The organism is Domibacillus sp. F004, from assembly GCF_057814295.1.
The window spans coordinates 1-280 of the sequence record NZ_JBVATB010000066.1 but is presented as its reverse complement, the minus strand read 5'-3'; the positions used below and the strand labels follow the sequence as shown (position 1 = coordinate 280).

The window sequence follows — 280 nt, the reverse complement described above, 5'->3', positions numbered from 1 at the left end:
CGCCAGTCCCACGTGCGCCACGTCGCGACGAGCTCGGCGAGGTAGTCGGCGCTCATGCCGGACTCCGGCCGGCGTGGTGAGTCCGGCAGCGGCCGGAACCGCGCGAGACGCTCTCGCAGATCGTCGAGTTCGGAATCGGGCACCTGGATCGAGAAGGGGCGCTGGCTGCTCACACGCCGAAGCTACTCGGCACCCCCGACACGCTCCCGTACGCTCCGCATGGCTTCCCGCATCCGCGCGAAGGTGCACGCTTCGATGCTGGCACGGGACCCCACAGTGA

At 70.0% G+C, this 280-nt stretch carries 1 protein-coding gene; it reads right to left on the bottom strand.

Features of this window, described 5'->3' with window-relative positions:
• A partial coding sequence (locus ACZYRN_RS19435) for an epoxide hydrolase N-terminal domain-containing protein (RefSeq protein ID WP_488913205.1) occupies positions 1-173 on the bottom strand: 173 nt, incomplete at its 3' end.
• Positions 174-280: the final 107 nt, after the last annotated feature.